The 3,281-nt window shown below is 67.6% G+C and carries 4 protein-coding genes; 1 reads left to right on the forward strand and 3 read right to left on the reverse strand.

Going from position 1 to position 3,281, the window contains the following annotated elements:
- The 3 genes from GEV05_30885 to purE form a co-directional block, all read right to left on the reverse strand.
- Positions 1–737, reverse strand: a 737-nt coding sequence (locus GEV05_30885; protein ID MPZ47683.1) for a phosphoribosylaminoimidazolesuccinocarboxamide synthase, incomplete at its 3' end; no start/stop codon positions are given.
- A 10-nt stretch (positions 738–747) separates the two neighbouring features.
- Positions 748–1,893 carry a 5-(carboxyamino)imidazole ribonucleotide synthase gene (locus tag GEV05_30890; GenBank protein MPZ47684.1) on the reverse strand — a complete coding sequence of 382 codons (1,146 nt, stop codon included), beginning with the start codon at positions 1,891–1,893 and terminating at the stop codon, positions 748–750.
- Positions 1,890–2,384: a 5-(carboxyamino)imidazole ribonucleotide mutase gene (gene purE, locus GEV05_30895; protein ID MPZ47685.1), complete on the reverse strand. Its 495-nt coding sequence runs from the start codon at positions 2,382–2,384 to the stop codon at positions 1,890–1,892. The genes GEV05_30890 and purE overlap by 4 nt, the downstream gene beginning before the upstream one ends.
- A 141-nt stretch (positions 2,385–2,525) precedes the next feature.
- On the opposite strand from purE, the gene GEV05_30900 reads away from it, so the two are divergent.
- A complete protein-coding gene (locus GEV05_30900) occupies positions 2,526–3,281 on the forward strand; it encodes an SDR family oxidoreductase (GenBank protein MPZ47686.1) in 756 nt (251 codons plus the stop codon).

The raw sequence follows: 3,281 nt of genomic DNA on the forward strand, positions 1-3,281 counted from the left end.
TTGGTGCCGGCGCGGTACGTGTCCGCGAGCCAGAAGCGCGATGAATCGGGCGTGAGCGCTTCGTCGATCAGGTAGAGGGTTCGGTCGCTATCGATCCCGAACTCGAACTTGGTATCGGCGATGATGATGCCACGCGTTCGGGCGTATTCCGCGGCCTCCGAGTACAGCCGAATGGCATGACCGCGAACACGCTCGGCCAGATCGATGCCGATGATGCGCTGCGCCTCGCCGAAATCGATGTTCTCGTCGTGGCTTCCGGCGGGCGCCTTGGTGGCGGGCGTGAAGATCGGCTCGGGCAGCTGCTGCGCCTCCTTCAGGCGGGGCGGTAACGCAATGCCGCATACCGACCCGCTCGTCCGGTAGTCCTTCCAGGCCGAGCCGGCGAGATAGCCGCGAACCACGGCCTCGATCATGAGCGGCTGGAAGCGTCGCACGACCATCGCGCGCCCGGCCACCTGGCTGCGTTCCTCGGGTGCGACCACGCTCTGCGACTCGATGCCGGTGAGGTGATTGGGCAGGACGTGACGCAGGCGTTCGAACCAGAACAGCGACAGCGCGGTCAGCACTTCGCCCTTGCCGGGGATCGGGGTCGGCAGGATCACGTCGAATGCCGACAACCGATCGGTCTGGATCACCAGCAGTTGGTCTTCGCCCACCGCGTACAGGTCGCGCACCTTGCCGCGATGAACGAGAGGCAGGCTTTTCAGGTCGCTTTGCAGCATCGGGGCGCTGGCCATCGGAAGTCTCCTATGCGGTAGCGGCGGCTACCACGTGCGGGACAAGTACCGCGCGCAGCTCGAGCGCCTGGCGCAACGTCGCGTCGGCGCTTTCGCCCAGCACGGTGAAGTGGCCCATCTTGCGCCCGGTGCGGGGCTCGCGCTTGCCGTACAGGTGCAGCTTCGCGCGCGGGTTGGTCAACACCCGATCCCAGCGGGGCTCGCCGCCCACCCACAGCTCGCCCAGCAGGTTCACCATGACGCCGGGGCAGTGCAGCGACGGATCGCCCAGCGGCAAGCGGGCGAGGATGCGAGCCTGCTGCTCGAACTGCGAGGTGACGCAGGCGTCGATGGTGTAGTGACCGCTGTTGTGCGGGCGCGGCGCGATCTCGTTCGCCAGCAGTCGGCCGGCGACCACGAAGAATTCCACGCACAGCACGCCGACATAATCCAGGCGCTCGGCCACCGCGCGGGTCGCCGCCTGCGCTTGCGCCGCAAGTCGAGGGCTCACGCGAGCCGGAACGATCGAGATGTCCAGGATGCCGTGCTCGTGCCGGTTCTCGGCAACCGGGTAGGCCACACACTGGCCGAGGTCGTTGCGGGCGACGATGACCGAAAGTTCGCATTCGAGCTCGAGCAGACGTTCGAGCACGCACGGTTCGCTGCCCATCGCCCGGAATGCGTCCAGCGCCTGACCGCGGTCCGTGACCCGAACCTGGCCCTTGCCGTCGTAGCCAAGGCGGCTGCGTTTCAGCACTCCGGGCAATAACCGCTCGTCCAGCGACTCGCCCAGGTCAGCGTCGCATCGCACGATCGCATAGTCGCCGACGCCCACGACAGCGGCGAGGAATTCCTTTTCGCAAATCCGGTCCTGCGCCACCGCCACGCTATCGGCCGCCGGACTCACGAAGCAATCGCGCGCGAGCCGGCGCAGCGCTTCCGCCGGCACGTTCTCGAACTCGGTCGTGACCGCAGCGCAATCGCGCGCCAGGCGTGCGAGCGCCTCGAGGTCGAGATAGTCGGCTCGCAAGCTGGCGTCGGCCACAGCACCCGCCGGGCTGTGCTCGCCCGGATCGACCACCATGACACGATAGCCCATGCTTTGCGCGGCCATGCTGAACATGCGTCCGAGCTGGCCGCCGCCCAGCAATCCCAGCCATGCACCCGGTGCGATCATTTCAGCGCCGGCAGCTCCGCCGCCAGCACGGCCCTCGTCTGTTTGCGCCGGAACGCTTCCAGCGCAGCCGCCAGCTTGCGATCGTAGCGCCCCAACATGGCGACGGCATGAAGGCCTGCATTCGCCGCGCCCGCCTCGCCGATTGCGAACGTCGCCACCGGCACGCCGCGCGGCATCTGCACGATCGAGAGCAGCGAATCGAGACCCTGCAAGTGGCGCGAAGGCACCGGCACGCCGAGCACGGGCACGATCGTCTTGGCGGCGAGCATGCCGGGCAGGTGTGCCGCCCCGCCGGCGCCGGCGATGATGCAGGCAAGGCGCCGGCGCGCTGCGCCCTCGGCATACTCGAACAGCAGATCCGGCGTGCGGTGGGCGGAGACCACGCGCGACTCGAACGCTACGCCGAACTCGTCCAGCACCCGGGCCGCATGCTGCATGACGTCCCAGTCGCTACTGCTGCCCATCACGATACCCACCGCGGCACGCGCCATGCCGTCTCCGTAGCGTGTATAAAACCGGATTCTAATCGAACCTCACGCGCCCAGAGACGGCGCGGCGGCGCACAGACGCTATGTTACGATCGCCGGGCCGAGGTCGGCACGAACCGGGAGACTGAAATGAGCGAAGCGGGCATGCACAAGGGCGAGGAGTTCGCGGGCAAAGTCGCCATCGTCACGGGCGCGGCGCGCAACATCGGCCGGGCGATCGCGCTGTCGCTGGCGGCGGGCGGCGCCAAGGTTGCGATCAATACGCGCTCGAATCTCGACCAGGCCAAGGGGGTCGTGGACGAGATCAAGGCGCTCGGCTCGGATGCCGAAGCCTATGCCGCCGATGTCGCCGAACCCTCGCAGGTTCGCGCGATGGTGGACAAGATCGTGTCGCGCTTCGGACGCATCGACATCCTGGTCCTCAACGCCGCGATCCGAGAGCACGCAGCGTTCGAGGAGATCAGCTACGAGGACTGGCGGCGCATTCTCGCCACCGATCTCGACAGCGCGTTCGTATTCACGCAGGCGTGCCTGCCCGCATTCAAGAAAGCGGGCGGCGGCTGCATCGTCACCTTCGCCGGCGTGACTGCATTGCTGGGCCTCAAAGGTCGGCCGCACGTCGCCGCGGCGAAGCACGGCGTCGTCGGGCTCACCAAGGCCCTGGCGCAGGATCTCGCCGAATTCAACATCCGCGTCAACTGCGTCTCCCCCGGCCAGATCGATACCTCGCGCGCCGCGGGCACCGAGCGTCCGAGCCGGACCACGCAGATTCCGCTCGGCCGCAAGGGGACCTCGTTCGAGATCGCCGGCATGGTTCGAGCCTTGTGCGGTCCGGCGGGCGCCTACATGACCGGTCAGACCATCCACATCAACGGCGGGCTGTCGAATTCCGGCGTCTAG

The sequence above is a fragment of the Betaproteobacteria bacterium genome, assembly GCA_009377585.1.
GTDB lineage: Bacteria > Pseudomonadota > Gammaproteobacteria > Burkholderiales > WYBJ01 > WYBJ01.

Excerpts from the sequence above, each read along its gene's own strand:
- GEV05_30890 (MPZ47684.1), bottom strand. The coding sequence starts at position 1,893 with ATGATCGCACCGGGTGCATGGCTGGGATTGCTGGGCGGCGGCCAGCTC.
- purE (MPZ47685.1), bottom strand. The coding sequence starts at position 2,384 with ATGGCGCGTGCCGCGGTGGGTATCGTGATGGGCAGCAGTAGCGACTGG.
- GEV05_30900 (MPZ47686.1), top strand. The coding sequence starts at position 2,526 with ATGCACAAGGGCGAGGAGTTCGCGGGCAAAGTCGCCATCGTCACGGGC.